This window comes from Streptomyces sp. PsTaAH-137 (genome assembly GCF_003259365.1).
GTDB lineage: Bacteria > Actinomycetota > Actinomycetes > Streptomycetales > Streptomycetaceae > Streptomyces.
Genome location: NZ_QLLY01000026.1, coordinates 94289 through 120629, shown reverse-complemented (window position 1 = coordinate 120629; position 26341 = coordinate 94289). Strand labels below are relative to the sequence as shown.

Here is a 26341-nt window from a genome sequence, read left to right as displayed (position 1 = left end):
GGAGCCCGCCGAAACCTTGACGCTGTAACCGGCCGGGATGTTGATCGGCTCGCCGGTCTGCGGGTTACGAGCGGTGCGAGCGGCACGGTGCGTGCGCTCGAAGGTCAGGAAGCCGGGGATGGTGACCTTCTCGTCGCCCTTGGCAACGATCTCGCCGACGGTCTCGGCGAACGCGGCCAGCACGGCGTCGGCGTCCTTGCGGGTCACCTCGGCGCGGTCGGCCAGCGCGGCCACCAGCTCACTGCGGTTCATGTTTGTACTCCCGTGTTCTTCTTGCCGTTGAGGCGTGTGCCACGCGACGCGAAGCCGCATGTTGGGCAACAACGAAGCCGATGCTGCCAGGGTCTCGGTCAGGCCCAGGACCCGGGTCCGTCGTCCGAACCCTCGCGCCCGAAGACGCATCCTGCCCCCACCAGCGGCGGTAAAGCCAATCCGGCACCCGTGGGGGTCACACGGAAAGCGCCACCGCCCTGGGACCGGGCGGGCCGGGGGGCCTGCTTCCCGGCCACCCTAGAGGGCCCGGAAGGGCCCCGCATTCCGCGACGCGCCGGTCCTCAGGCGGTCGTGGCGCCTGTCACAGCCGCTCCGGCCGCCTTCGCGGCGTTCCGGACGGCCCCCGCCACAGCACCCGCGACCTTGTCGTTGAAGACGCTCGGGATGATGTAGTTCGGGTTGAGCTCGTCCTCGCCCACCACGTCGGCCAGCGCCGTGGCGGCCGCCAGCATCATGTCCGTGTTGACCGTGCGCGACTGGGCGTCGAGCAGGCCGCGGAAGACGCCGGGGAAGACCAGCACGTTGTTGATCTGGTTCGGGAAGTCCGAGCGGCCGGTGGCCACGACGGCCGCCGTCTCACGGGCCACGGCCGGGTCGACCTCGGGGTCCGGGTTCGCGAGCGCGAACACGATCGCGCCGTCCGCCATCGCGGCCACGTCCTCGCCGCCCAGCACGTTCGGGGCCGAGACGCCGATGAAGACGTCCGCGCCGACGACGGCCTCCTTGAGCGTGCCGGTCAGGCCCTCGGGATTGGTGTTGTCGGCGATCCAGCGCAGCGGCGAGTCCTTCTCGGCGCCCTTGAGGTCCTCGCGGTCGGCGTGTACGACGCCGTGGATGTCGGCCACCACCGCGTTCTTCACCCCGGCCGCGAGCAGCAGCTTCAGGATGGCGGTACCGGCCGCGCCGGCGCCCGACATGACGACGCGGATGTCGCCAATTGCCTTGCCCGCGACGCGAAGTGCGTTCGTGAGCGCGGCGAGGACCACGATCGCGGTGCCGTGCTGGTCGTCGTGGAAGACGGGGATGTCGAGGGCCTCGCGCAGGCGGGCCTCGATCTCGAAGCAGCGCGGCGCGGAGATGTCCTCCAGGTTGATGCCCGCGAAGCCGGGGGCGATCGCCTTGACGATCTCGACGATGGCGTCGGTGTCCTGGGTGTCCAGGCAGATCGGCCAGGCATCGATGTCGGCGAAGCGCTTGAAGAGGGCCGCCTTGCCCTCCATGACCGGCATGGCGGCCATCGGGCCGATGTTGCCCAGGCCGAGGACGGCGGAGCCGTCCGTCACGACCGCAACCGTGTTGCGCTTGATGGTCAGGCGGCGGGCGTCCTCGGGGTTCTCGGCGATCGCCATGCAGACCCGGGCCACACCCGGCGTGTAGACCATGGAGAGGTCGTCACGGTTGCGGATGGGGTGCTTGGACTGCATCTCGATCTTGCCGCCGAGGTGCATGAGGAACGTACGGTCGGAGACCTTGCCGAGCGTCACGCCGTCGATGCCGCGCAGCTGCTCGACGATCTCGTCCGCGTGGGACGTGGAGCTGGCCGCGATCGTGACGTCGATCCGGAGCTTCTCGTGACCGGAAGCGGTGACGTCGAGGCCGGTCACCGAGCCTCCGGCCGACTCCACGGTGGTGGTGAGCTGCGAGACGGCGGTTCCGCTCGCGGGCACCTCCAGCCGGACCGTCATCGAGTAGGAGACGCTGGGCGCCGTTGCCATGGCCGACTTCCTCTGCTTTCACCGTGTAGCTGTTGCTGTCCGATCGTCGCACCTACCGCCGAGTACGTGGTAGTCGCATCGGATTGTGAACCTTACGTTCACGCCGCTTTCGGAAACTGACTTCCACCATACGAGAAGTAGCCTCAAACAGAAAGAGGCCCACGTCACTTCCGTGACGTGGGCCTCTCCTGTACGGCTATGACACCGACCCGCCATGCTCGCCTCGCGGCAAGTGGTCCCTCTGAGGGACGAAGGTTGGGCCCGGGGGCTTGGATCGAGCCGGTGCCGTCATCAACGGTAACACCGGAGACGCCGGACACAAGGGCCCTTCCGGATCAGTCCCGCAGCAGGTCCGGCACCCCCTCCGGGTCCGGCTCGTCGCGCTCGGCCGAGACCACCGTGAGCTGCTGCGTCGCCCTGGTCAGCGCCACGTAGAGGACACGCAGACCGGCCGGTGACTCGTCGGCGATCTCCGCCGGGGAGACCACGATCGTCGCGTCGTACTCCAGGCCCTTCGCCTCCAGCGAGCCGAGGGCGACGACCCGGTCGCCGAGCCCGGCCAGCCAGCGGGCCGCCTCCTTGCGGCGGTTCATCGCCACCACGACACCGACGGTGCCGTCGACCCGCTCCAGCAGACGCGCCGCCTCCTCCCGGACGGTGTCCGCCGTCCTGTCGCGGACGACGACGAAACGCGGCTGAACGCCGGTGGAGCGGACCGCGGAGGGCGACGTGGAGCCGGGCATCGCGAGCGCGAGGACCTTCGCCGCCAGGTCCGCGATCTCCGAGGGGTTGCGGTAGTTCACCGTCAGCTCGAAGCGGCGCCGCGGACGGCTGCCCAGCGCCTCGTCGCGGGCGGCGGCCGCCTCGTCCGGGTCGGACCAGGAGGACTGCGCCGGGTCGCCGACGATCGTCCAGGTCGCGTGCCGGCCGCGACGGCCGACCATCCGCCACTGCATCGGGGTCAGGTCCTGCGCCTCGTCGACGATGACGTGCGCGTACTCGGTCCGCTCCTGCGCGAGCCGCTCGGCCCGCTCGTACTGGGTCTCCTCCCGTACGGGCATCAGCTCCTCCAGACCGGTGAGCTGGTCCAGCGGGTCGTACTCGCGCTTGCGCCTGGGCCGGGCCGGAGCGCCGAGCACCGAGTTCAGCTCGTCGAGCAGGGCGATGTCGTGCACCGAGAACGCCTCGCGCCGCAGCGACCTGGCCAGCTTGCGGACCTCGCCCGGGTTCAGGACCCGGCGGGCCCAGCGGCCCAGGCGCCGCTCGTCGGCCATCGCGGAGAGCACCGCGCGCGGGGTCAGCTCCGGCCACCAGGCGTCCAGGAAGCGGGTGAAGTCGTCCTCGCCCGTGATGTCCGCGTCGAAGGACGAGCGCAGCTCCGCCGCGAGTTCGGGATCCGTGTGCCGGCCGGCCGAGCCGGACTGCTCCCACAGCGCGTCGAGCAGCAGCTTGCGGGCGCGCGGGCGCAGGTGGTTGACCGGTGCGGTGCCGCCGAGGGCCGCGTGCCGGATCCGGTTCAGCTGCCCGGCCTCCAGCTCCAGGCGGCGGCCGAAGGCGACCACGCGGAGCCGGGTGGGGGTGCCCGCGGCCGGTGCCGGGGTCTCCCCCTCCTCCTCGCCGAACGCCAGCTGCTCCTGCCGCGCCGGGGCCGGCCGCCCCGACTCCAGCGCGCCCCGCGCCGCCCTGCGCAGCACCGTCAGCATCCGCGACGAGCCCTTCACGCGGGCCACCGCCGGGCTGTCGTACTCCGTGGCCTCGGCGCCGCCGGGACCGTCGTAGAGCGAGCCGACCGCACGGATCGCGACCTGCCCCTCCTCGCCGAGCGAGGGCAGCACGCCCTCGGTGTACGCCACGAGCAGCGGCGTCGGCGACACGATGAGGATGCCGCCCGCGTACCGGCGGCGGTCCTGGTACAGCAGGTACGCGGCGCGGTGCAGGGCCACCGCCGTCTTGCCGGTGCCGGGCCCGCCCTCCACGTACGTCACCGAGGCGGCGGGGGCGCGGATCACCAGGTCCTGCTCGGCCTGGATGGAGGCGACGATGTCCCGCATGGAGTGGCTGCGGGCCTGGCCGAGCGCGGCCATCAGCGCGCCGTCGCCGATCGCCGGCAGCTCCGCGCCGTCCAGGTACGCGGTCAGCTCCGGGCGCATCAGGTCGTCCTCGACGCCGAGCACCTTGCGGCCCTTGGACCGGATGACCCGGCGGCGCACCACGCGGCCCGGGTCGACGGGCGTCGAGCGGTAGAACGGGGCGGCCGCCGGGGCCCGCCAGTCGATCACCAGCGGCGAGTAGTCCGCGTCGAGCACCCCGATGCGGCCGATGTGCAGGGTCTCGGCGATGTCGGCCGTGTTGTCCTCCCGCACCGCGCCCTCGGCGGGCTCGACCGCCGTGTAGGCGCCGTCCGGGCCCTTCTTGCCGTCCTTGCCGAGCAGCAGGTCGATCCGGCCGAACAGGAAGTCCTCGAACTCGTTGTTGAGCCGGTTGAGATGGATACCCGCGCGGAAGACCTGCGCGTCCCGCTCGGCGAGCGCGCCGGGGGTGCCGACCTGGCCGCGCTTGGCGGCGTCGTCCATGAGGAACTCCGCCTCGTGGATCTTCTCCTCCAGGCGGCGGTAGACGGCGTCGAGGTGGTGCTGTTCGACGCCGATCTCACGGTCGCGGACGGAGTCCATCGTGCTGCGGTCCACCGCTGAACCGTGCTGAGCCTGAGCGGCCACCGGGCCCCCTTCTGACGTGCTGGGCAGCCGTCAAAGGTACGCGAAAGGGGCCCGCCGAAGCTACGTACGGAAGGTCACGGCTCGAACCTGTTCCGGGGCGTGTCCTAGGCGTTCACCTCGACGAGCCGTTTCCCGTCGAGCGTCTCCACCTCGAAGTGGTCGATCTGGTCCCGGGTGAAGGCCGCGCCGCCGTGCACGTAGAGCGGGTACCTGGCGCTCTCGTGGGCGCTGCCCGCGATGCCGTAGCCCCACTTCGGGACGGCCCAGGTGGTGACCGTCTCGCGTTCGCCGTTCTTGCCGACCGCGACGAGGGAGCACGTGAGCGGGCCCTTGACGTTCTTCAGCTCCAGGACCGTGTGGGTGCCCCAGGCCTTCTTCTCCATGCCGACCGTCGCGCTCACGTTCGTCGTGGCGTCGGTGGCCTCCACCTTGTCGGAGATGTGCTGGAAGGCGTCCTCGGCCGGGCCGGCCGCGTGCGCGGTGACGGTTCCGCCGCCGTCGTCGCCGCCGGTCGCCGCCAGGACCGTCAGCGGGCCGCCGATGATCAGGGCCGCGGCGGCCGCCACCAGGTACAGGCCGTGGCGGCGCTTCCGGCCGCGCCTGCGCGCGACCTCGCCGACCAGGGTCTCCGCGAGCCGCGGGCTCGGCCGGGCCGCGAGCGACTCCCCCACGACCGGGGTGGCGCGGCCGGGCGGTACGTCGGCGAGCGCGGCGAGCACCGGGCCCATCCCCGCGAACTCGTCCAGCTGCCGCGCGCACCGCTCGCAGCCCGCCAGGTGGACCTCGAACGCGGTCGCCTCGGCGTCGTCGAGGACCCCGAGCGCGTAGGCACCGACCGTCTCGTGCACATCACCGGGCCCCTGGTCCCCGTATCCCCCGTGTCCCCCGTATCCGGTCGTCATGCCGTCACCCCCCGCTCCTCCAGCGCCAGCTTCATCGAGCGCAGGGCGTAGAACACCCGTGAGCGCACCGTTCCGCTGGGGATGCCGAGCGTCTCGGCCGCCTCGTTGACCGTACGCCCCTTGAAGTACGTCTCCACGAGTACTTCCCGGTGGGCAGGGGTCAGGTCCTCCAGGGCATCGGACAGCGTCATCAGCCACAGCGCCTTGTCGATCTCGTCCTCCGCGGGGATGACCTCCAGCGGCGACGGATCGACCTCCTGCGGCCGGGCCTGCCGGCTGCGGTGGCCGTCGATGACGATGCGCCGGGCGACCGTCACCAGCCAGGGGCGTACCGAACCGGTCGCACGGTTGAGCTGACCGGCGTTCTTCCAGGCACGGATGAGCGTCTCCTGCACGACGTCCTCGGCGCGCTGCCGGTCCCCCGCCACCAGCCGCAGCACATAGGCCAGCAGAGGCCGCGCGTGCTCGGCGTAGAGCGCGCGCATCAGCTCCTCGTCCGGCTCCGGGGGCCGCGGCGCACGATGTCGGGCCCGGGACGGGCGTTCATCGGCCACGGCGGAATCCTTGCGCACGCCTACCTCCGGTGTCCCCGGTTCTGCCATGTCCTGTGGCGGGGTTCACGACGGTGATACGCAGACGAACGCGCCCGTGTTCAAAGGGAGTTGAGATGCACCGTGCACGTTGTGCGGTTGCCGGACGGGCTTCAGGCGCGGGCCAGGGCGGCGCGGCGCCGGTGTCTGGCCACGCGTTCCCGGTTGCCGCACACCTCGCTGGAGCACCAGCGGCGGCGGCGCCCGCGCGAGGTGTCGAGGTAGATGATCGGGCAGTTGTCGCCCTCGCACTGGCGCAGCGCGCCGCGCGCCGACGGGTCGGTGAGCAGGTCCACCGCGTCCCGGGCGACGGCCGCGAGCAGGGCCGGGCAGCCGGGCGCGGTGTGCAGGGAGCGGGCGAGGGTGCCGTCGGCGGTGCGGACGGCGCAGGGTGCGGGCGGGGCGGCGCGGGCGAGGAGGTTGACCCGGTCCAGGGCGACGGGCACGGGGCGGCCCGCCAGTTCACCGCGGACCAACAGGCTGACATGGCGCCGGAGTTCACGGAACGCGACGAGCCAGGACGCGGCCGGCGCGAGATCGGTGCCCGCCGGGACCAGGCCGGCGCCGGCCAGCCAGGCCCGCAGGCTGTCGGGGGAGGTGAGGCGTTCGACGGGGTGCGCGGTGGCCACCAGATCCAGGCAGAGGCGTCCGGAGTCGAACCGCAGCTCCCAGAGTGCGGGGCGAGAGGGGTGGGGGGACCCTGTGGGTACTGCTGCCATGTCCTCTACAGTGCCCGCCCCGGGCCTACTTGGGAACGCTCGGGGGCGGGTTGCCGTGCAGGAGCCGCTCGAAGCGGATGTGGTCGCGCCAGTCGCCGTTGATGTGGAGGTACTTGGGAGACAGGCCGAACCGTTCGAAGCCGCACTTCGCGAGGACGCGCTGGGACGCGAGGTTGTCGGTGAGGGTGCCGGCCTCCACGCGGTGCAGGCCGAGTTCGTCGCGGCAGATCCGGATGATCTCCTCGACGGCCGCCGTGGTGAGCCCGCGGCCCGTGTACGCGCCGTCGATCCAGTAGCCGAGGCTGGTGCTGCACAGCGGGCCCATGACGATGCCGCTGAGCGTGAGCCGGCCCACCACGATCCCGCCGGCCGACCGGTCGACCAGCACCCACGTGGCGCTCCCCTCACCGGCGATCCGCGGCACCTGCCCCTCGGCGGTGTAGAACTCCGGGTCGCGGTGCGGCTCCGTGGAGCGCAGGTGGTCGATGTTGCGCACCTGGGCGTCGGCCAGTGCCTGCGCGTCGTCGACCGTGGCGCGACGCATCTCGATGTCGGGGGCGATCAGCATGCCCGTACGGTACGAGGCCCTGGCGGGGGCCGCCGCCCGGGGGTGGTTCGCTCACCCGCGGCCCGGCGGGGCCGGTCGCGCAGTTCCCCGCGCCCCTGGGTTGTCGTTCACGCGCGGCCCGGCGGCCGCTTCTCGCGCAGTTCCCCGCGCCCCTAGGTCGTTCTTCGCGCGCGGCCCGGTGGCCGCTTCTCGCGCAGTTCCCCGCGCCCCTAGGTTGTCGTTCACGCGCGGCCCGGCGGCCGCTTCTCGCGCAGTTCCCCGCGCCCCTAAAACCAGTTCGTCACGCGCGCCTCTCGTCGTGGCTGGTCGCGCAGTTCCCCGCGCCCCTGAGATGCGCACTTCGTGCGCCATCTCATCAGAGAGGCGCACCCCCGCCGCCTCACCAGAGAGACGCACCCTCGCCACCTCGTCAGAGAGGCGCACCCTCGCCACCTCGTCAGAGGGGCGCGCCACCGCCGCCTCATCGGAGAACGCGTGCCGTGACCGTCTCATCGGGAGGCGCGCGGAGCGCAGCCTCGGAGGGGAGGCTGCGCGTCAGCGCATGCCTCAGGGGCGCGGGGAACTGCGCGAGAAGTGGCCGCCGGGCCGCGCGTGAACGACAACCTAGGGGCGCGGGGAACTGCGCGAGAAGCCCCGCCGGGCCGCGGGCGAACGAACCACCCAGGGGCGCGGGGAACTGCGCGACCAGCCGCGGCGATCGGCGCGCGTGACGACCCCTAACCGTCGGCGTACTTGGTGTCCGCCGAGGGGTCCAGTGCCAAGCGGTAGCCCCGTTTGACCACGGTCTGGATCAGCTTGGGGGCGCCCAGGGCCGCGCGGAGGCGGGCCATTGCCGTCTCCACGGCGTGCTCGTCGCGACCGGCGCCGGGCAGCGCGCGCAGGAGATCGGCGCGGGAGACGACCCAGCCGGGCCGCCGGGAAAGGGCGCGGAGGAGGGACATCCCGGCCGGTGGAACGGGCCGCAGCTCGCCGTCGACCAGGACGGCGTGACCGCGGATCTCCATCCGGTGCCCGGCTATCGGCAACGTCCGCGCGCGGGAGGGGAGTTCGAGGCAGAGCAGCTGCACCAGCGGCCCGAGCCGGAAGCGCTCCGGCTGCACCGTCGCCACCCCGCGCGCCTGCAACGGCAGCGCGGTCACCGGCCCCACGCAGGCGGGCACGACATCGTGGTGCAGGGCCGAGAGGAGTTCGGGCAGCAGGCCGCGCTCCTCGGCGCGGCTCAGCAGCGAGGCCGCGGCCGGCGCCGAGGTGAACGTCAGCGCGTCCACGCTCCGGGCGATGGTGGCGTCGAGCAGCCGGTCCACGGGCCCTATGTCCTCCGGAGGCATCCACCGGTAGACGGGAACGCCGACCACCTCGGCCCCCGCCTCCCTGAGCGCCTCCACGAACCCGGGCAGCGGCTCCCCGTGCAGCTGGATGGCGACACGGCGGCCCTCCACCCCTTCCGCGAGGAGCCGTTCGAGCACCTCCGCCATCGACTCGGAAGAGGGCGACCACTCCTCGGTGAGCCCCGCGGCGCGGATCGCGCCCTTCACCTTGGGCCCCCGCGCGAGGAGTTCGACGCTGCCGAGCCGCGCGAGCAGCGCGTCGCCGAGCCCCCAGCCGTCCGCCGCCTCCACCCAGCCGCGGAACCCGATCGCGGTCGTCGCCACCACCACGTCGGGCGCGTGGTCCATCAACTGCTTCGTGGCGGCCAGGAGTTCGCTGTCGTCGGCGAGCGGCACGATCCGCAGCGCGGGCGCGTGCAGCACGGCGGCACCCCGCCGCTGGAGCAGCGCGCCCAGTTCGTCGGCCCGGCGCGCGGCGGTCACCCCTACGGTGAAGCCCGCGAGCGGTCCGTGCGCCGGTGCCCGCTCGGCCCCGGCGGCCTGCTGTTCGTCGTACATGCTGGTTCTCGTCCCGCTCGACGGTCGTCCCGTACACGCCTGGTCACAGTGTGGCGTCGTCCGAGCCTGCCAACGCTCCGTGACAGACCCGGATCAGCATGATTGCGTACGTGTTACGGGAACATCCCTCACACTTCGGCGTAGCTGAGCTGCGGCTTCGTCTCCGTGGCGGCTGTCGCCGCGGAGTGCGCGGCCGAGCGGCGAAGGTATACGGCCCATGTCACAGCGAAGCACACCGCGTAGAAGGCGAGGAACGTGACGAAGGCGCCGGTGCCGGTGCCCGCCGTCTGGAAGGACTGCCGGAAGGCGAGGTTGATGCCGAGGCCGCCGAGCGCGCCGACCGCCCCGATGAGCCCCATCGAGGCCCCGGACAGCCGCCGCCCGTAAGCGGCCGCCGCCTCGCCGGTCAGGCCCCGGCTCTCCGCCTTGGCCTGGAAGATGCCCGGGATCATCTTGTACGTGCTGCCGTTGCCGAGCCCGCTGAGCACGAACACCAGGATGAAGGCGACGGTGAACAGCGGCAGCGACTTGGCCACCGACGCGAGGGCGACCACGGCCGTGGCGAGCGCCATCGCCGCGAAGTTCCACAGCGTGATGCGGGCGCCGCCGAAGCGGTCCGCGAGCCGGCCGCCGACCGGGCGGATCAGCGAGCCGAGCAGCGGGCCGATGAAGGTGATCGCGGCGGCCTGAAGCGGCGTACGGCCGAACTGGGTCTGGAGGACGAGACCGAAGGCGAACGAGTAGCCGATGAAGGAGCCGAACGTGCCGATGTACAGGAACGCCATGATCCAGGTGTGGGTGTCGCGCACGGCCTCCTTGGCGGCGCCGGTGTCGTTCTTCACCGTCGCCAGGTTGTCCATGAACAGCGCCGAGAGGACCGTCGCGACGACGATCAGCGGGATGTAGATGCCGAGCAGCACGCGCGGGCCGCCGTTCGCGCCGATGACGGCGAGCGTGACGAGCTGGATGACGGGGACGCCGATGTTGCCGCCGCCCGCGTTCAGGCCGAGCGCCCAGCCCTTCTTCCGCAGCGGGAAGAAGGAGTTGATGTTCGTCATGGAGGAGGCGAAGTTGCCGCCGCCGACCCCGGTGAGCGCCGCGCAGACCATGAGCGTGGTGTACGAGGTGCCGGGCTCCATCACGACGAACGCGGCGACCGACGGCACCAGCAGCAGGCTCGCCGAGACGATCGTCCAGTTCCGGCCGCCGAAGACGGCGACGGCGAAGGTGTAGGGCACCCGGGCGAAGGCGCCGACGAGGGTGGCCATCGAGACGAGGAAGAACTTCCCCGCCGGGTCGATGCCGTACTCGGGCCCCATGAACAGGACCATCACCGACCACAGGCTCCAGATGGAGAACCCGATGTGCTCGGAGAGGATGGAGAAGACCAGGTTGCGCCGGGCGACCCGGGCGCCGGTCCGCGCCCAGAACGTCTCGTCCTCGGGATCCCACTCCTCGATCCAACTCCGGCTTCGCGTCTGCGCCTTGAGCTCATCGGGGCCGGCCATCTCACGCCTCCAGGTCACGGGTACGGCTGCTGCGACCGACGCTAGGCACGGCAAATTTCCGCGTTGTGGCGTGGAGTGACCGCCCGGGAACGTTGCTCTCACCCGGCCGGGCGCCCCGCGGTGAGGCTCGGGCCCGAGCCTGCCCCACCGCAGCCGGGCCGGGGCGGATCAGCCGGCGGTCTCCCCCACCCAGGGCAGCTTGACCGTGCCGCCGCCCTTCTCCCAGGTGAGGGTCACGACGTCGCCCGACTGCGTCAGGTTCGCCACGAACACCTTGTCGCCGGTGTCCTTGCCGGAGCAGGACACGGCGATCCGGAAGCGGTCGCCGCTCTGCGTCTGGCCGATGCCGCTGCAGATGCCCTTGCCGCGGGAGTCGATGTACGAGACGGCGTACTTGCCCTTGGCGGTGCCCGTGGTGAGCTTCGAGGCGACGGTGAGGGTCTGCGCCTCCTCGTTCTGCCACTGCCCCTGGTAGCCGGTGTCGCCCGCGGGGCGCTCGCCCGCGCCGTCGCTCTCGTCGGCGAACGGGTCGTCGGTGGGCTCGTCGGTGGCCGGGGCCTCCGACTGAGTGGGGGCGTCGGTGGGCGCGCCCACGCTGCCCGTCGCGACGACGCTGCTCTCCTTGGCGGAGGGCTCGTCCTTGCCCCCGTCGTCGCGGGTGGCCAGCAGGATGCCGCCGCCGGCCAGCGCGGCGACGACCACGACGGCCGCGACGATCAGTGCGGTCTTCCTGCCGCCGCCCGGGGGCTGCCCGGGCGGCGGGAACTGGCCGTACGGGGGCGGCTGCTGGCCGTACGGGGGCTGCTGACCGTATCCGTAGGGCCCGGGTGCCGGGGCCTGGCCCGGCGGCGGACCGTAGGGGCCCGGCTGCGCGCCGTACGGCCCCTGCGCCGGGGGCTGCTGGGGCGGTGGGGGCGGCTGGTGCCCGCCGCCGTACCCGTACCCGTATCCCTGGCCGTGTCCCTGGCCGTCCTGCGGCGGCTGTGTCATGGCGCGTCCCCGTTCCCCGTTGCCCCTGTCCCCCGTGCGCACCAGTCAACCCGCAGCCCTCATCCGGGCACAAGCCCCCGCCGGCCGCCCGGAGGCCCTACCGCCTGCGCTTCCTGGACCCGTCCGGCCACAGCCGCGGTGAGCGCTTGGCCGCCAGGTCCTCGACCCAGCCGACGCCGACGATCGACAGCCCGATCAGCGGCCACACGAGGACGAACATCCAGAGGTTGTACGTCGTGTCGAGGGCGCCGCTCCACCGCGCGTTCTCCATGAACGGCAGGTCGTACGCGAGGTCGATGATCGGGACCGTGGCCATGATCAGCATGTTGTGCCAGAGGTAGATCGTCACGGCCCGGTTGTTGGAGAGCGTGACGAACCAGTCCCACTTGGCCAGCTTGCCGGGCAGTTCCTGCCAGGACGGCGAGTACTGGAGCAGGATCACGACGAACCCGAAGGACCAGGCGGCCTGGGCGAGCGGGATGTCGTTCAGGTCCCAGCCGTCCGGGCCGAGATGCCCCGACGCCCACCACAGGCCGAAGGCCATCAGGAGCGCCGAGCAGGAGACCGCGATGTAGCGCGGGATCTCCTTCAGCCGCCCCTCCTGGTGCGCGAACCCGAGCACCCAGCAGCTGCCGTAGACGGCGAAGTCGGTCACCGCGTTGCCCGTCTCGCCGGGGATGGTGACCAGGCCCGTGCCGACGATCGCGGTCAGTCCGAGCGGCGCGAGCACCGTCGCCCACGGCACCTTGCGGAACGCCCACAGCAGCAGCGGCGAGGCGATCACGAACCACAGGTAGGCGCGGATGTACCAGAGCGGTCCGGCCGCCTGGGCGGGCCAGGTGTCCTCCAGGAGGCCCGTCTTGGCGCCGAGGTGCCAGGGGAAGCTGGGCGCGCCGACGGGCACCAGGTAGTTGAGGAGGCTGGCCCAGCCCCAGGTGCCGCCGTTGTCCGGGTCCTTGCCCGGGTTCCAGCCGCCCAGGAAGAGCAGGGCGAGCACCACCACGCCGAACGCCCACATGGGCGGCAGCAGGCGGCGGATGCGGCCTCTGATCACGCCGAGCGCGGGGCGGCTGAGCGAGCGCGCCATCAGCGATCCGGCGAGGGCGAACATCACGCCCATGGACGGGAACAGCACCGTCAGCCACGCCCACCCGAAGAGGTGGTAGACGACGACGCGGATCAGCGCCAGGGAGCGCAGGAGGTCGAGATAGCGGTCCCGGCCGGGCTTCTTCGGCCTGGCCTCCGCGACAGGGCCGGGCGGCCCGGGTGCGGGTACGGGCGCGGGTGCAGGTACCGGTACGGATACGGGTATGGGTGCGGCCGCCGGTATGGGTGCGGCCTGCGCCATGGGGCGGGTGGCGGGCGCCGGTGCGCTGCCCGCCGCGACGGGCCAGGCCGGGGCCGGGGCCGGTGCCGGGCCCTCCGCCGCGCGCCGCCACTCGGACTCCCGGCGCAGGGGCCGCTCGGCCCCGTCGAACCAGGTGCCCTGTCCCGAGGGTTCTTGGGGATGCGTCATGCCACCGGCCTCCTGTCGCCGGACACCTGGGTCGTGCGCTGCTGCGGCAGGGCGCCCGGCGCGGAGCCGAGCGCGCCGGTGCGGCGGAGCTTCTGCCACCTGAGGCGGCCGCCGGTGAGCGCGGTGATCCAGGACTGGAGCAGTACCACGTACATCAACTGCCGGTAGAGAAGCTGTTGCAGCGGGAGCGAGATGAGGTGCGTCATCTTCTCCTTGTCGAGCCGGAAGGCGTACGCCGCGCAGACCGCCTGGATGGCGAGGACGCCGAGCCAGGCGACGACCGTCTTCTCGGTGGGGCCGAACACGACCCCGTACAGCAGGAAGACGTCGATGAGCGGGGCGAGCAGTGGGGCGAGGACCATGAAGAGCGAGACCAGGGGCAGGCCGACGCGGCCGAAGCGGCCGGACGGGCCGCGGTCGATCACCGCGCGGCGGTGCTTCCAGATGGCCTGCATGGTGCCGTACGACCAGCGGTAGCGCTGCGACCACAGCTGCTGGACGGACTCCGGGGCCTCGGTCCAGGCGCGGGCCTTCTCCGCGTAGACGACGCGCCAGCCGTCGCGGTGCAGCGCCATGGTGACGTCGGTGTCCTCGGCGAGCGTGTCGTCGCTCATGCCGCCGATCGGTTCGAGGGCCGAGCGGCGGAAGGCTCCGACGGCCCCCGGGATCGTCGGCATGCAGCGCAGCACGTCGTACATGCGGCGGTCGAGGTTGAAGCCCATCACGTACTCGATGTGCTGCCAGGCGCCGATCAGGGAGTCGCGGTTGCCCACCTTGGCGTTGCCCGCGACGGCGCCCACGCGCGGGTCGCCGAACGGCTGGACCAGCTCGCGGACGGTGGCCGGTTCGAAGACGGTGTCGCCGTCCATCATCACGATCAGGTCGTACCGGGCGTTCGCCAGGCCCCGGTTGAGCGCGGCGGGCTTGCCCGCGTTGTGCTGGCGCACCACCCGGACGTTCGGCAGCCGCAGGTTCTCCACGATGCGGGCCGTGCCGTCCGTCGAGCCGTCGTCGATGACGATGATCTCGACGGGATGCTCACTGAGCATCAGCGAACGCACGGTGTTCTCGATGCACTTGGCCTCGTTGTACGCCGGTACGAGGACCGAGACCGGCTCCGTGACGGGCGGCCCCCAGGCGAAGCCCTTCTTGCGGACGCGCCGGGCGTGGGCGGCGGACAGGATCAGCATCAGGCCGAAGCGGCCCATGACGAGGACACCGATGACGGCGAGTCCGACGACGAGGACGCCCGTGATGTTCTCCGACGCGTCGACCGCGTAGATCCACGCCTTGCCCTTCCACAGCTCCATGCCGCTGACGGGCGTGTGGGCGCTGGGCATGTCCAGGGCCTCGGTGAGGTTCTGGAAGTGGTAGCCCTCGGCCTGGAGGCCGGGCAGGAAGCGGTCGAGCGCGGCGACGGTCTGCGAGCGGTCGCCGCCGGAGTCGTGCATCAGGACGATGGCGCCCTTGCCGCCGTGCGGGGTGGCCCGGCGGATGATCTCGTCGACGCCGGGGCGCTTCCAGTCCTCGCTGTCGGTGTTGTTGACGACCGTGAGGTAGCCGCGCGAGCCGATGTACTGGGTGACCGGCCACGACTTGTCGTCCATGGCGTCGGCGAACGACGAGTACGGCGGCCGGAACAGGGAGGTGCGCACGCCCGCCGCGCCCTCCAGCGCCAGCTGGTTCGTGGACAGCTCCCAGTCGATGCGCTTCGCCGACTGGTAGGAGAGGTCGGGGTGGTTGAAGGTGTGCAGGCCGACCTCGTGCCCCTCGGCCACCATGCGCTGGACGAGCTCGGGGTAGCGCGAGGCCATGGTGCCGGTCACGAAGAAGACGGCGTGCGCCTGGTGCTTCTTCAGGACGTCGAGGACCTTCGGGGTCCACTCCGGGTCGGGCCCGTCGTCGAAGGTGAGGACCAGCTTGTGGTCGGCTATGGAGCGGCTGGACTCCCGGCCGTCGCGGGTGTCGATGACCGGTCCGCCGTCGAGGATCTTCTCGGGGACCTTGTCGGTGGCGGCCTCCGGCTGGATCCGGTGGTCGGCCATGATCTCGCTGTGCACGTAGCCGCGCAGCATGAGCATCGCGATCATGGCGACGAGCAGCAGCGAGGGCAGGAGATAGCGCAGCGGGACCCGCCGCTTGCGGGCGGTGCGCGCGGCTGGGGCCCGCCGGGAACCCCGGGAGTGCCGGGAACGGGAGCGGTCGGACATCTCTACAGGTCGCTCATCTCTACAGAACGCTGCTTCCGGGGGGCGCCGGACGGAACGCGGCGGGGGACAGGGCCGCGGGCGCGACAGGATCGCGGGCGGGGACGGTGCGGCGCTTGCACCGCGGGGAAGGGGAATCGCTCCCGCCGGGGGCGGGAGGCACTGCGCGGCCTAGGACGCGAGCGACGCCCGCGCCGGTTCGGCGCCGGGCCGGGGCACAGACGTTCTGCCGGACAAGCTGTCGGACGTCCGGTACGAGACGGCGTCGGTGCCGCCTCCGCCGCCTTCTGCGGGCGGGTCGTCCGTCGGCGTGGTCTCCGGCGGCGGGTCGGCGGGCGTCGACGGGCCGGTGGGCGTCGTGTCGTCGTCGTCCGCGGGGGTCGACGGGTCGGCCGACTTGGTGGTCGCGCGGCCGGTCGGTCTGCCGGGGCCCGTGGTGGCGGAGCCGGACGCGGCCGGGTCGTCGGCGAGCGCGTCGGTGGACGACGAGGCGTCGGCGGCGGGCGCTCCCGAGGCGTCGGCCGCGGTGCCGGAGGCGCTCGGGTCCGGGGTGGTGCCGGCGGGCGCGGCGGGTGACGCGGATCCGGTGGGCCGCCGCGGGCCGGAGTCGACCTGGTCCGCGGACTTCTTGTCCTCGGAGAGCCCGGGCAGCACGGGCGCGGCCGAACTCCCGGAGAACAGGGTGACGACGATGACGATCGCGTAGACCGCACAGGCCACGCCGACGGCCACGCCGACGCGCCGGAAGGTGCGGCCGCGCCGCCCCGAGTCGTCGACGAACACGGGGACTTCCTTGTCGTCCCCCGGCTCGCGGCCCGGTATCGGTATCTCCTCGCCCGGACGCCGGCCCGCGGCGATCATCTCGCCCAGCAGGCGGCCCGCGCCGTCGAGTTGGATCGTCACCTCATGGGGATCATGGGTGTGCCCGGGCAGGGCATCTTCTCGCCAGTTCTCCACCGTACGCACATCCCCCCAGGACATGTCACTGTCATGTTCACGAGCGGGCGTGCGACGAGCGGGTATCTGTCGCCCCGGACCGAGCCCCCACCCGATCCGGGCGCCCCCCTTATCACACTGCGCCCGCCCGATGAATGTAGCGCACCCCGATGACAGTCGTGTCCACGTGTCAGTCCTGACTCATCATGACGAGTGCATCCGTGGCCGGTATCCATGCGCCGTCCGGCTGTGTGAGCCATCCGTTGTCCCGGGCCAGTTCCCCGGCCGCCGCCCGCACCGCCGCGATCCCGGGATGCTCCCGCCCCTTCAGCCACACCACCGACACCGGTGACAGCGGAACGGGGTCGACCAGGGGCCTCAGCACCGACCCGGGCATGGCCGGAAAGTCCACGCCGGTGAGGACCGGGTTGCGGTACTTCGTCATGATCCGCCGGAACTCCTCCTTGCCGACGGCGAGCGGGGCGGGCGGGGCGACGGAGATGTCCCGCCCGGCGAACAACCGCCGTGCCAGATCGGTCCATTCGGGAGTACGGGGGTTGCCCGCACCGGCATAGACGGTCTCCCCCGCGAGCCGGTCCAGCGGGACCGCGTCCAGCGCGGCGAGGGGGTGGTCGTCGGGCAGCACGATCGCCATCGGCTCGTAGCGCATCGGCTGCTGGGCGAGCCGCTCGCGCACCGCCGGGTCGAGCCCCGCGAACCGCCCGAAGGAGACATCGATCCGCCCGGCGAGCAGCTCGGCGGCGGCGCCGGTCAGGCCGCTCTCGTAGCGGGCCATCAGCTCGCACTCCGGGGCGAGTTCACGGGCCCGCGCCAGGACCCGCTCGTGCACGAGCCCGGGGCTGTTGACGTCCACGAGCAGCGGCCCGCTCCCGGCGGCGGGCCGGGCGAACGCGGCGAGCAGCGCGTCCTGCGCCTCGATCGCCCGCCGCGCGTACGGCAGCAGCCGCGCCCCCTCGGCGGTGAGCGTCACCTGCCGGGTCGTCCGGCCGAACAGCTCGGCGCCCAGCTCCCGCTCCAGGCGGCGGATGTCGCGGCTGAGCGCCTGCTGGGCGACGTAGAGGCGGGCCGCGGCGCGGGTGAAGTGGAGCTCGTCGGCGACGGCGAGGAAGGCACGCAGCAGCCGGGGCTCGACACCGTGCGCGGAGATCGACATCGGGCGAACTTACAACACAGACGCGTGAATCGGCACCGAGTAGGTGTTGGACCCCGTACGTGACCTGCGGTGATGCTCTTGTCATGGCTGATACAACGATCACCAGGGGCCCGGAGCGGCGCGGTTACCTCCGTCTGTTCTCGATCCCCGGCGCCCGCGCCTTCACCCTCGGCAACCTCATCGCGCGGTTCCCGCAGGGGATGTTCGGCATCAGCGCGGTCATCATGATCTCCGGCGCGCGTGGCTCGTACGCGCTCGCGGGCGCCGTCACCGCCACGGGTCTGGTCGCCAACGCGGTCGTCGGCCCGATGACCGCCCGGCTCGTCGACCGGTATGGGCAGGCCAGGATCGCCGTCCCGGCGACCGCGGTCTCCGCGTGCGGTTCGCTGGCGCTGCTGCTGTGCGTGCACTTCGGCGCCCCGGACTGGACGCTGTTCGCCGCCTATCTGGCCTCGGCGACGACGCCCAACACGGGCGGCATGTCGCGGGCCCGCTGGGCGTACCTGCTGAAGGACGACCCGGACGCGCTGCACACCGCGAACTCCTTCGAGCAGGCCGCCGACGAGCTCTGCTACATGCTGGGCCCGGTGATGGCCGCGTTCCTGTGCGGCTCGCTGTTCCCGGAGGCGGGCACGCTGGTCAGCGCGGTGCTCATGGTGACCGGTGTGCTGATCTTCGCCGCGCAGCGGGCCACGGAACCCCCGGCCCGCCGCCCCTCGACAGCGACGCGCTCGCCGCTCCGCGCACGGGGCATGCCGCCGCTGCTGATCGCCTTCCTCGCGACGGGCGCGATCTTCGGCTCGCTGGAAGTCGTCACGGTCGCCTTCGCCGACGCCCAGGGCCACAAGAGCTGGGCCGGGGCCGTGCTCGCGCTCCAGGCGGCGGGGTCGTGCGCGGCGGGACTCGTCTACGGCGCGTGGAAGCCGACCGGCCCGGCCGAGCGCCGCCATCCACTGTGCGTCGCGGCCATGGCGGTGCTGATGACGCTGCCGCTGCTCGCGGCCGCCCTCACCGGCTCCCTGTACGTGCTGGGCGGCGCGCTGCTGATCGCCGGCATGGCGACGGCGCCGACGATGGTGACGGGCATGACGCTCGTCCAACGATTCACGCCCGAGGGCCAGTTGAACGAGGGGATGACCCTCGCGGTGACCGGTCTGCTCGGCGGCATCGCGGCGGGGTCGGCGTCGGGCGGCGCCGCGGTGGAGCACTGGGGCCCCACCGCGGCGTACGCGGTCCCGGTCACGGCGGCCACGACCGCGCTGCTGCTGTCCCTCTACGGGTACCTGCGCTCCCTCAGGTGATCAGCAGACGGCGGGCTTGCGCCACGAGCACTCCAGGTCGCCGTCGCGCTCGGCGGCGGGCACGGCGCGGGTGGTCCTCGGCAGGACGGCCGTCGCCTCCTTCGCCGTGGACTTCGCGAGCGTCACGACGACGGCGTCCTCCAGCGGCTTCACGGAGCCCACGAGGTAGTTGTTCTGGACGACGCTGTAGACCAGTTCGCGTCCGTCGGCGTCCTTCACGTACCCCGACAGGGCCGAGGCGCCGGTCAGCGAGCCGGTCTTGCCGCGGGCGTTGAGCGCGGCCGGTGTGCCGCACATCCGTGATGCCAGGGTTCCGCCGACGAACCTGCCCGGATCGCAGGCCACCGGCAGCGACGCGTACCAGTCGGCGTACCAGGACTCCCCGCGCACCTTGAGGAGCAGGTCGGCGATCTGCCGCGCGGCGAAGTTGTCCTTGCGCGACAGGCCGGAGCCGTCGACCTGCCGGATCTTCGTCGCGTCGACGCCGACGCCCTTCAGATACCCGGCGACGGCCGCCGTTCCGTCACCCCAGCTCCCCGGCTTCCCGGTCGCCTTGTACCCCATCGCCTTGATCAGCGACTCGGCGTGCATGTTGTTGGACAGCTTCATGAAGGGGACCAGGAGTTCCTTCAGCGGCATCGAGCGGTGCGTGGCGAGCGGGGCCGCGTCCGCCGGGGCGGCCCGGCCGAGCCGGGTGCCGCCGGTCACCCGCACCCCGTGCGCGGCGAGCGCGGCGCGGAAGACGGAGGCCGCGTACCCGGTCGGCTCCCACACGGTGACCCACTCCTTGGCGGTGGCCCCGCCCACCGGCACGGTCCCGCTCACGGTGATGGTGTTGGTGCCGTGCTGCCGCTCGACGGCGACGCTGCCGTCCACGCCGGCCGCCCCGGTCCGCGCCTGGACGTCCAGACGCACGTACGAGTTCTTCGGCGTGACGCTGACGACGGGCTTGTCCCCCGCCTTCGCCCCGGGCTTCACCTCGACGATCACGGTCCCCGCGTCGTAGTCGGTGTCCGGCGCGACGGTCAGCGCGGAGATCTGGGCGGCGTAGTAGGACGACTCGTCGTCACCGCCCCAGGTGTCGCCGATGCGCTGGTGGTCGAAGCGGGTGTCGTCGGCGACGAGACGCCCGTCGACCTTCTTCACCCCGGCGGCCGCGACCCGGGCGGCCAGCCGGTCGTAGTCGGCGGCGAGGGTCGTCGGGTCGCCGGTACCGCGCAGATACAGGTCCCCGTCGAGCCTGCCGCCGCGTACGCGTCCGTCGGCGAGCACGTCGGTGGAGAAGGTGTAGCCGGGGCCGAGCAGCCCCATGGCCGCGGCCGAGGTGGCCAGCTTGGTGTTGGAGGCCGGGGCGAGCCGTCCGGTCGGGTTGTGCTGGTAGAGCGTCTCGCCGGTCCGCGCGTCCGCGACGACGACACTGGCCGCGCCGCCCTCCATCCGCGGGTCGCCGAGGATGGTGTCGATCGCACCGGTCAGCCCGCTGGGGTCGGAGTCGGCACCGGCGGGCGCGCCCCAGGACAGGGTGGCGGCGGTGACGGCGACGACGGCGGGCAGGGCCCACCGTCGCGCCCTCGCAGGGAAGTTGAATCCCACAGTTCCGTCAGTTCTGCTCATGCCACAGGAGCATCCCGGAGGAGGAGGGCTCAGCCAAGACCCCACGACTGGCCCAGGACGTACGCGGCGCAGAGATTCACGTCGAGGATGTAGGCCCCGGCCGTCCCGCACTGCGTGGCCCCGGTCCCCGGGTCGACGGGCTGCCCGTGCCCCATCCCCGTGATGCTGTACGTCTCGACGGCCGTGGCCCCCGAGGCGGTCCTGAAGACCTGGTGCGGGTAGCCGGAGACGGTGTCGCTGGTGTCGGCGGTCTGATCGGCGCCGAGCACGTCGGTCCACTGCTTCATCAGGTCGGTCATGTTGACGGGCTTCACGGTGTAGTCGGCGCTGCCCTGGAGGACGGTGAGGCGGGGCCACGGCCCGGTGTAGCCGGCGCGGGCGGCCCGCACCCGGTCGCCCCACTGCTTCGCGGTCTGGGTGGCACCCACGTACATGCACACGTACGGCGATCCGGCGGCCTGCGCGCACCCGTACGGCAGCCCGGCGACGACCCCGCCCGCGGCGAACTTCTCCGGGTACGTCGCCATCATCACGGACGTCATGGCGCCGCCCGCGCTGAGCCCGGTGACGTACACGCGTGAGGCGTCCGCGCCCGCGTCCGCGACCTGCTTGTCGACCATCTGCGCGACCGAGGCGGCCTCGCCCTGACCGCGGGCGATGTCCCCGGTCTCGAACCAGTTGAAGCAGGAGCTGGCGTTGTTGCCGGTGGTCTGCTGCGGCAGCACGACGGAGAAGCCCCACCGGTCGGCGAGCTGGGTCCAGCCGCTGCCGGTGCCGTACCCGGAGGCGTTCTGCGTACAGCCGTGCAGCGCGACGACGACGGGCCGCCCGCTCGGCAGCCCGTCGGGGACGTAGCGGAACATCTTGAGCGCGCCCGGGTTCGACCCGAAGCCGGTCACTTCCTGGATGCTCGCGGCGGCGGACGCCCGGGGCAGCGCGGGGAGGAAGAGCGCCAGCAGCAGCGCCGTGAGGAGAATTGCGACTCTGGAGACTGCGGTGTCTCTGGTGTGGGGGTTCATGAGGAGGGACCGTAGAACCGGCGCGTCCCGCCAGACATGTAGCGGGACCACACAACGACGAAGGCCCGACTGTGGTGACCAGTCGGGCCTCTATCGCATGGGATGAGTGGAGATGGCGGGAATCGAACCCGCGTCCAACGGTGCAGCAGCAGGGCTTCTCCGTGTGCAGTTCGCTTCGATTTTCTCGGCCCCGGTGATCACGCGAACAAGTCGCCGACGGGCCCAGTCACTGTTTGATTTCCCATCGAACCCCGTGACCGGGCTCGATGGTTTAGTCCCCTAGATTATGCCAGGATCCGGGCCGGGAACACTCCCGGGCTGACACCCTTTTAGGGTCCCTCACTCACTGCTTATTAGGCAGCGAGGGCGAAGGACTGGGAATCGCTCTTAGAGTTGGCGATTATTGGTTGCGACATATGGTTTACGAGATCATTGCCGCTTCCTCGACACGCTTCACCTGCTTCGACAGCCGCTGTCGAAACCGATCATCCCCATGTTGTTTTTTCAAGGTGGATCCGAGGATCCGGTGCTCCCGCGTGAGGAGCAGTGCCATCGTACGTGAACAACGCGCGACGGTGCCAGCCTATTCCTGCCGGGCCGGCGTTCCTCAGCGCTCCCGCGCCCGCTGCCGCCGCTTGGCCGCCGCGATCGCCCGGTCCGAGTCCCGCCGGTCCTGCTGCTCACGCAGGGTCTGCCGCTTGTCGTACTCCTTCTTGCCCTTGGCGAGCGCGATCTCGGCCTTGGCGCGGCCGTCCTTGAAGTAGATCGCGAGGGTCACGATCGTGTGGCCCGCGTCCTGGGACTTCGCGTCCAGCTTGTCGATCTCGTCGCGGTGCAGGAGCAGCTTGCGCTTGCGGCGCACGGCGTGGTTGGTCCAGGTGCCCTGGCTGTACTCGGGGATGTGGGCGTTGTGCAGCCACGCCTCTCCCCCGTCGATCTGGACGAAGGCGTCCGCGAGGGAGGTACGTCCCTGCCGGAGCGACTTGACCTCGGTGCCGGACAGCACGATGCCGGCCTCGTAGGTGTCCATGATCAGGTAGTCGTGCCGCGCCTTCTTGTTCTGCGCGACGATCTTGCGCTTGCCGTCCTTCTGGTCGGACGCCTTGCCCTTGCCCTGCTTGGGCTGGGACTCCTTCGGTACGTACATTCCCTTGGCCATAGTGCTGGCCATTTTCGCACTACGAGGGGGTGCCGAGGCCAGTCAATACTGTCTCCGCCCTGCGCAGGGCGTCCTTGTCGGCCTCCAGGTCGGGGGTGATGCCCCTGCTGTCCACGCCTCGGCCCGAGGGGGTGCGGTAGTGCCCGACGGTCAGCTCCGCGACGGAGCCGTCGGGCAGCCTGCTCGGCATCTGCACCGAGCCCTTGCCGAAGGTGCGGGTGCCCACGACCACGGCCCGGCCGCGGTCCTGGAGGGCGCCGGTGAGCAGTTCGGCCGCGCTCATCGTGCCGCTGTCGACGAGCACGACCAGCGGTCTGGTGGTGTCGCCGCCGCCCCGGGCGTGCAGGGCGCGCTGGCTGCCGCGGACGTCGTAGGTGGCGACGAGCCCGCCGTCGAGGAAGGCGGAGGCGGCGGTGACCGCCTCGTCGATCAGGCCGCCGGAGTTGCCCCGCAGATCGAGGACGACGCCCCCGCGCGCGGGCGCCGCGCGCACCGCCGTGCGCACCTTCTCGCCGGAGCCCTTGGTGAAGGCGGTGACCTTGACGAGCGTCGCCCCGCCGCCGACGCGGCTGACGGAGACGGAGTCGGTGGGCAGGTTGGCCCGGCGCAGCGTCTCGCTCCACGCGCGCGTGCCGCGCTGGAGTCCTACGTGGACGGAGGTGCCGGCGCGCTCGCCGCGCAGCAGGGTCAGCACCTCGGTGACGGGCCGGCCGGTGACCGCCCGGCCGTTGACGGCCGCGATGCGGTCGCCGTCGCGGATCCCGGCGAGCGCCGCGGGTGACCCGGAGCGCACCTTGGTGACCTGCACCTGGCCGTCGGCGGTGCGGCGGGCCCAGAGGCCGACGCCGGTGTACTCGCCGTCGAGGGCCTGCTCGAACTCGTGGTACTCGCCCTGGGAGTAGACGGCGCCCCAGCGGTCGCCGCTGCGGCTGACGGCCTCCTCGGCGGCCTCCGCGGACTGCTCGGGGGACTTGCCGTCGGACATCGCCTCGGAGGCCGCCTCGGCCGCCTCGTCGGAGACCCTGCCGTGGGCCGTGCCGGACGCCTTCCCGGGGTGGGGGGCGACGGCGGTGTCCTGTCGCGCGGGCGCCTTGTCGCCCTCTCCGGGCAGCGCGCCCGTGGCGGCGCCGGTGGCGAGGACGCAGCTGAAGACCGCGGTGAGGGCCGCGGCGCGGCCGATACGACGAACCGCAGAGGGCGCGGCGGGCGCGGACGGCGCGTGCGGTGCGACCGGTGCGGACGACGCGGCCGACGCGGACTTCACCGAGAACCGATCCGGGCCTGACATGTCGGCGAGTCTAGGACAACGCGGGCCGCCGCACGGCGGGTTGACCCGTGCGGCGCCCCATATGGCGGGGGACTCTCGTCACACCTTCAGGTACTTGCGCAGCGCCACGAATGCGGCAAGCGCGGGCATCAGCACACTGACGGCGAGGATGAGCGGCAGCTTGGTCAACACGGCGTCCCAGCCGATGAAGTTGATGAGCTGGAGCTTCTCGGAGAGCGCCACGCCGTTGTCGATCACGAAGTACTGGCCGCCCGCCAGGAACAGACAGGCGATGCCGCCGCCGATGAGCCCGGCGACCGCGGCCTCCATGATGAACGGCGCCTGGATGTAGAAGCCGGAGGCCCCGACGAGCCGCATGATGCCGGTCTCGCGGCGGCGGCTGAACGCGGAGACGCGCACGGTGTTGACGATCAGCAGCAGCGCCACGATCAGCATCACCGCCATCACCGCGCCCGCCGCGACGTTCAGGTAGCCGAGCAGCTTGAAGAGGTTGTCGAGCACGCCCTTCTGGTCCTGCACGGACTGCACGCCGGGCCTGCCGTTGAACGCGGTCGCGATGACCTCGTACTTCTCCGGGTCCTTGAGCTTGATCCGGTACGACTCCTGCAACTGGTCCGGGGTGAGCGAACTGGCCAGCGGGGAGTCGCCGAACTGCTCCTTGTAGTGCTTGTACGCCTGGTCCTGGGACTCGTACGCGACCTTGTCGACGACCGGCATCTTCCGCAGGTCGTCGAGGACCTGCTTCTTCTGCTCGGCCGTGACCGGGCCCTTGGCGCAGTTCGGGTCGGACTCGGAGTCGCCCTTGTTGCAGAGGAAGATCGAGACGTTGACCTTGTCGTACCAGTAGCCCTTCATCTGGTTGACCTGATCGCTCATGAGCAGCGAGGCGCCGAACAGGGCGAGCGAGAGGGCCACCGAGATGACGACGGCGAAGGTCATCGTGAGATTGCGCCGCAGACCGACGCCGATCTCCGACAGAACGAATTGGGCACGCATAGCGCTTACTGAGCCTTTCGCAGCTTCACTCGGTACTTCTCAGTGCTGGTAGCCGTAGACGCCGCGTGCCTGGTCGCGGACGAGGCGGCCCTTCTCCAGCTCGATGACGCGCTTGCGCATCTGGTCCACGATGTTCTGGTCGTGGGTGGCCATCACCACGGTGGTGCCCGTGCGGTTGATGCGGTCGAGCAGCTTCATGATGCCGACCGACGTCTGCGGGTCCAGGTTTCCCGTGGGCTCGTCCGCGATCAGCAGCTTGGGGCGGTTGACGAAGGCGCGGGCGATGGCCACGCGCTGCTGCTCACCGCCGGACAGCTCGCCGGGCATCCGCTCCTCCTTGCCGCCGAGGCCGACGAGGTCGAGCACCTGGGGCACGGACTTGCGGATCTCGCCGCGGGACTTGCCGATGACCTCCTGCGCGAAGGCGACGTTCTCACCGACGGTCTTGTTGGGCAGGAGCCGGAAGTCCTGGAAGACCGTGCCGAGCTGGCGGCGGATCTGCGGGACCTTCCAGTTGGAGACCCGGCCCAGGTCCTTGCCCAGCACGTGCACCTGGCCGTGGCTGCAGCGCTCCTCACGCAGGATGAGGCGGAGGAACGTCGACTTGCCGGAGCCGGAGGAGCCGACCAGGAAGACGAACTCGCCGCGCTCGACCTCCAGGGATACATCCCGGAGAGCGGGTCGGGTCTGCTTCGGGTAGACCTTGGAGACGTTGTCGAATCGGATCACGGGTGCGCCTCGGGGCGTCGGGGGCGTAGGGGGCGGGGGCGTCGTGGACACCCCGTAGGTGAGCGTGACCATACGCGAATGGGCTCGCGGATATCAGGCGCCGCCCCTGGATGAGCGTTTTGTCCCGGTGAGGGACCCGTTGCGTTGCCGGTTTTGTCCGTCCCGTGCCTGGTCAGCGACGGTCCTGTGAGGGGAACGCGCCGAAATTCCGCGAAGCTGGCACAGTGGAGGGGGGAACGGTTGCGTTTCCCGGAGCGTTGAGCGGAGAGAACCAGTGGGTACTCGGTGGCCGGCTCCGCCGCGTCGGAGGAGGAGAGGCGCATGACCTACGACAGGTTGGTGTGCGCGAACTGCGCGGCGCCCGTGAGCGAGGGCCGCTGCCCGGTCTGCCGGGCGAACCGCGAGCGGCTCCAGCAGCAGAATCCGCTGTCCGGACTCAATCCGATGGCGTTGATCGCGCTGGTGGTGGTGCTCGTGGCGGCCGTGGCGCTCCTCGCGCACCAGACGGCTTAGCCGCCGCGGCGGCAGCCGCGG

At 71.7% G+C, this 26341-nt stretch carries 22 protein-coding genes and 1 other RNA gene; 2 read left to right on the top strand and 21 right to left on the bottom strand.

The window, feature by feature from the left end; genetic code table 11:
* The 14 genes from K377_RS37590 to K377_RS37520 form a co-directional block, all read right to left on the bottom strand.
* The coding region (locus tag K377_RS37590) for an HU family DNA-binding protein (protein ID WP_111668139.1) at positions 1–252 on the bottom strand (252 nt) is incomplete at its 3' end.
* A gap of 302 nt (positions 253–554) precedes the next feature.
* Complete coding sequence (locus tag K377_RS37580) at positions 555–1988, bottom strand: NAD-dependent malic enzyme (RefSeq protein WP_111668137.1); 1434 nt, start codon at positions 1986–1988, stop codon at positions 555–557.
* Between the two features lie 335 nt (positions 1989–2323).
* Complete coding sequence (locus K377_RS37575) at positions 2324–4660, bottom strand: UvrD-helicase domain-containing protein (RefSeq protein WP_202455175.1); 2337 nt, start codon at positions 4658–4660, stop codon at positions 2324–2326.
* 149 nt (positions 4661–4809) lie between these two features.
* Entirely contained in the window at positions 4810–5607 is a 798-nt protein-coding gene (locus K377_RS37570; protein ID WP_111668135.1) for a zf-HC2 domain-containing protein, read from the bottom strand.
* Positions 5604–6209 carry a sigma-70 family RNA polymerase sigma factor gene (locus tag K377_RS37565; protein WP_111668134.1) on the bottom strand — a complete coding sequence of 202 codons (606 nt, stop codon included), beginning with the start codon at positions 6207–6209 and terminating at the stop codon, positions 5604–5606. The genes K377_RS37570 and K377_RS37565 overlap by 4 nt, the downstream gene beginning before the upstream one ends.
* Positions 6210–6310: 101 nt before the next feature.
* Positions 6311–6916 carry an ABATE domain-containing protein gene (locus tag K377_RS37560; protein ID WP_111668133.1) on the bottom strand — a complete coding sequence of 202 codons (606 nt, stop codon included), beginning with the start codon at positions 6914–6916 and terminating at the stop codon, positions 6311–6313.
* Between the two features lie 25 nt (positions 6917–6941).
* Positions 6942–7484, bottom strand: coding sequence for a GNAT family N-acetyltransferase (locus K377_RS37555; protein ID WP_111668132.1), 543 nt, complete (start codon positions 7482–7484; stop codon positions 6942–6944).
* A 716-nt stretch (positions 7485–8200) separates the two neighbouring features.
* A complete protein-coding gene (locus K377_RS37550) occupies positions 8201–9370 on the bottom strand; it encodes a uroporphyrinogen-III synthase (protein ID WP_111668131.1) in 1170 nt (389 codons plus the stop codon).
* A gap of 128 nt (positions 9371–9498) precedes the next feature.
* Positions 9499–10878: a NarK/NasA family nitrate transporter gene (locus tag K377_RS37545; protein ID WP_111668130.1), complete on the bottom strand. Its 1380-nt coding sequence runs from the start codon at positions 10876–10878 to the stop codon at positions 9499–9501.
* A gap of 168 nt (positions 10879–11046) precedes the next feature.
* A complete protein-coding gene (locus K377_RS37540) occupies positions 11047–11868 on the bottom strand; it encodes a hypothetical protein (protein ID WP_111668129.1) in 822 nt (273 codons plus the stop codon).
* A 97-nt stretch (positions 11869–11965) separates the two neighbouring features.
* A complete protein-coding gene (locus K377_RS37535) occupies positions 11966–13216 on the bottom strand; it encodes an acyltransferase (RefSeq protein ID WP_111668151.1) in 1251 nt (416 codons plus the stop codon).
* Positions 13217–13380: 164 nt separating this feature from the next.
* Positions 13381–15594: a glycosyltransferase gene (locus K377_RS37530; protein WP_111668128.1), complete on the bottom strand. Its 2214-nt coding sequence runs from the start codon at positions 15592–15594 to the stop codon at positions 13381–13383.
* A gap of 168 nt (positions 15595–15762) precedes the next feature.
* Positions 15763–16494, bottom strand: a complete 732-nt coding sequence (locus K377_RS37525; RefSeq protein WP_111668127.1) for a hypothetical protein — start codon at positions 16492–16494, stop codon at positions 15763–15765.
* 223 nt (positions 16495–16717) lie between these two features.
* Entirely contained in the window at positions 16718–17701 is a 984-nt protein-coding gene (locus tag K377_RS37520) for a LysR family transcriptional regulator (protein WP_111668126.1), read from the bottom strand.
* An 83-nt stretch (positions 17702–17784) separates the two neighbouring features.
* Here K377_RS37520 and K377_RS37515 point away from each other — a divergent pair, with 83 nt between their 5' ends.
* Positions 17785–19002 (top strand): MFS transporter, encoded by a 1218-nt coding sequence (locus tag K377_RS37515; protein WP_111668125.1) that lies wholly within the window; start codon positions 17785–17787, stop codon positions 19000–19002.
* Here the strand turns inward: K377_RS37515 and dacB are convergent, their stop codons facing one another.
* From dacB to ftsE, 7 genes are all read right to left on the bottom strand, one after another.
* Positions 19003–20616, bottom strand: a complete 1614-nt coding sequence (gene dacB, locus K377_RS37510; protein WP_111668124.1) for a D-alanyl-D-alanine carboxypeptidase/D-alanyl-D-alanine-endopeptidase — start codon at positions 20614–20616, stop codon at positions 19003–19005.
* 29 nt (positions 20617–20645) lie between these two features.
* A complete protein-coding gene (locus K377_RS37505) occupies positions 20646–21635 on the bottom strand; it encodes a PHB depolymerase family esterase (RefSeq protein ID WP_111668123.1) in 990 nt (329 codons plus the stop codon).
* 104 nt (positions 21636–21739) lie between these two features.
* Positions 21740–22128, bottom strand: a transfer-messenger RNA (tmRNA) gene (gene ssrA, locus K377_RS37500).
* Positions 22129–22242: 114 nt separating this feature from the next.
* A complete protein-coding gene (gene smpB, locus K377_RS37495) occupies positions 22243–22794 on the bottom strand; it encodes an SsrA-binding protein SmpB (RefSeq protein WP_111668122.1) in 552 nt (183 codons plus the stop codon).
* Positions 22795–22813: 19 nt separating this feature from the next.
* Positions 22814–24082 (bottom strand): S41 family peptidase, encoded by a 1269-nt coding sequence (locus tag K377_RS37490; protein WP_111668121.1) that lies wholly within the window; start codon positions 24080–24082, stop codon positions 22814–22816.
* A 78-nt stretch (positions 24083–24160) separates the two neighbouring features.
* Positions 24161–25078 (bottom strand): permease-like cell division protein FtsX, encoded by a 918-nt coding sequence (gene ftsX, locus K377_RS37485; protein ID WP_111668120.1) that lies wholly within the window; start codon positions 25076–25078, stop codon positions 24161–24163.
* A gap of 39 nt (positions 25079–25117) precedes the next feature.
* Entirely contained in the window at positions 25118–25807 is a 690-nt protein-coding gene (gene ftsE / locus K377_RS37480; RefSeq protein ID WP_026245701.1) for a cell division ATP-binding protein FtsE, read from the bottom strand.
* Between the two features lie 321 nt (positions 25808–26128).
* Between ftsE and K377_RS37475 the strand changes: the two genes are divergently transcribed.
* Positions 26129–26320: a hypothetical protein gene (locus K377_RS37475; protein WP_111668150.1), complete on the top strand. Its 192-nt coding sequence runs from the start codon at positions 26129–26131 to the stop codon at positions 26318–26320.
* Positions 26321–26341: the final 21 nt, after the last annotated feature.